We start from the raw sequence: 1788 nt of genomic DNA, 5'->3' as shown, positions 1-1788 counted from the left end.
AGAGCTTGAGGCAATTGATGCCTCTGCCCGCCATTCACTCCACCTGGCTGTTGCAGTGGACGATTCCGTCGCTGTCCGTTCTGCTGCCCTTGCAACGCGAAGGGGTGTATTCCTGGATATTTCCGGGAAGAATATCATGGGAGTGCCGGTGCCTGTCCTTGAGAAGAAGGTGATCTCCAAAGGGACATTTGAGAGGGGCTACAGTGTGCTTGGTGTCTCGGGCAGAATCGATGAGGTTGCGGAGAAGTTCGAACGCGAGCTGGATCTGATCATCGCACTTGCCGAGACAGAGACATCCCTCAGGAGGCTTGGGGAGGAGATCCAGATGAACCGGAGAAGGGTGAATGCTCTTGAACAGGTGGTGGTTCCTGAACTCAAAGAGATGGCAAAGGGGATCAAGATCGCAATAGAAGAGCGTGAACGTGAAGATCTCTTCCGGTTAAAGAAAGTAAAGAAGATTATAAATCGCAGGAAACAGGCAGAGAAGGCAGAAGCATAAGAGCAGGCTTAACTCTTATGTTATCTCTGCCTTTTATTCAGAGCCCGTGCTGGTTCCGTAGCACAGATGTGATGCCATATGAGGGGTTGCAGGGTTTTGGTTTCTTCCCTTTTGGCCGCTTCAGGGCTTCATCGATCCGATCACGGCATCTGGCAAGTGCCTGCGTCCTCAGCTTGTCGATGGTGCCTGATGCCTTGTCTGAACACCCACCGGACGATCCTTCATTCATAGCAATCACCTCCTTATGCATGCCATCACTGGCTATTTTGTAATGGCGCTTGGTGTATTTATATTTAATTCATGCTGTAAAAATTAAATGATTCCCGATTGCCGATATTATGTCAATAATGGCAAAAACAATGGCGGCGTGGTTTCAATAGTCGATTCTCTCATCTACGGATGCAAGGTTTCCTATCCTCTTCCCGCAATGCTTATCATCTCCTGTGATAATGCGAGAGCAATGTATCACCATGCTCAAATTCCCCAGCCAAGAATGGTCCGTCCGGGCGATCTTGCCGCGACATTCGCATTAAAGGATCAGTCGGATGAGACCTTCAGCCTCCTTGAACACCATAAGAGGCGGGTTCTCCTTTCGTTCCATCCGCTTGCATGGACTGATAAATGTGCAGCCCAGATGCTCTCGCTTGAAGAGAACCGGGAAACATTCTCATCCCTGAATACGGTTGCAGTTGGGATCAGCGTTGATTCCGTTCCCTGCAAGAGAGCCTGGGCAAAGAGCCTGAGAATCGCCAATACCCCCCTTCTCTGTGACTTCTGGCCTCATGGTTTTGTTTCAAGGCTCTATGGGCTCTTCCGGGAGGGAAACGGATTTTGTGAGCGGGCAAATGTCATCGTTGATTCAGATCAGGCAGTGGTATTCAGCAAGGTCTATCCCGTGCATAGTGTTCCTGATATCAGTGAGATCATCGGGTTCCTGGAATCTGATTGATGGAAAAGAATAGGGTGTTCACCCGTCGCGGAGTGATGCGTATCGCCGGGGAGATCTCTCTCATCATCCCTCTTCTCTAACCTGCGAACTTTCCCGACTGCCCGGAAGTGTTGTCCGAATAAAGCATTCTAAAGTCTTTGAATTTGCTTTTGTGGCTCCATGAGGGTCGATATAATATTTCAAAAATACGGGACGTCCTTTGTGAGTTGGAATTGCTTATGGGATATCTTTATGTAGCCGTGTAAACCACGCAAAAGGAGACACTGGTGATTTTGATTCAACAGTATTGAGGAGACAACCCTATGAACGCGAATATGTATCAGGAAGGAACAGAAGAGAC

The 1788-nt window shown here is 48.8% G+C and carries 3 protein-coding genes; 2 read left to right on the top strand and 1 reads right to left on the bottom strand.

What is annotated here, in order from left to right; genetic code table 11:
* Positions 1 to 499: V-type ATP synthase subunit D (locus QCH34_RS11920; RefSeq protein WP_300334462.1), on the top strand; the 499-nt coding region annotated here is incomplete at its 5' end.
* Between the two features lie 37 nt (positions 500 to 536).
* Here the strand turns inward: QCH34_RS11920 and QCH34_RS11915 are convergent.
* On the bottom strand, positions 537 to 728 hold the full coding sequence (locus QCH34_RS11915) for a hypothetical protein (RefSeq protein ID WP_300334461.1): 192 nt from the start codon (positions 726 to 728) through the stop codon (positions 537 to 539).
* A gap of 87 nt (positions 729 to 815) precedes the next feature.
* Between QCH34_RS11915 and QCH34_RS11910 the strand changes: the two genes are divergently transcribed.
* Positions 816 to 1448 (top strand): redoxin domain-containing protein, encoded by a 633-nt coding sequence (locus QCH34_RS11910; protein WP_300334460.1) that lies wholly within the window; start codon positions 816 to 818, stop codon positions 1446 to 1448.
* Positions 1449 to 1788 lie beyond the last annotated feature (340 nt).

It is taken from the genome of Methanocalculus sp. (assembly GCF_029762515.1).
Lineage (GTDB): Archaea > Halobacteriota > Methanomicrobia > Methanomicrobiales > Methanocorpusculaceae > Methanocalculus.
The sequence above is the reverse complement of the archived record's forward strand: the minus strand, read 5'-3'. Positions and strand labels throughout refer to the sequence as shown.

Excerpts from the sequence above, each read along its gene's own strand:
- QCH34_RS11910 (WP_300334460.1), top strand. The coding sequence starts at position 816 with ATGATTCCCGATTGCCGATATTATGTCAATAATGGCAAAAACAATGGC.
- QCH34_RS11915 (WP_300334461.1), bottom strand. The coding sequence starts at position 728 with ATGAATGAAGGATCGTCCGGTGGGTGTTCAGACAAGGCATCAGGCACC.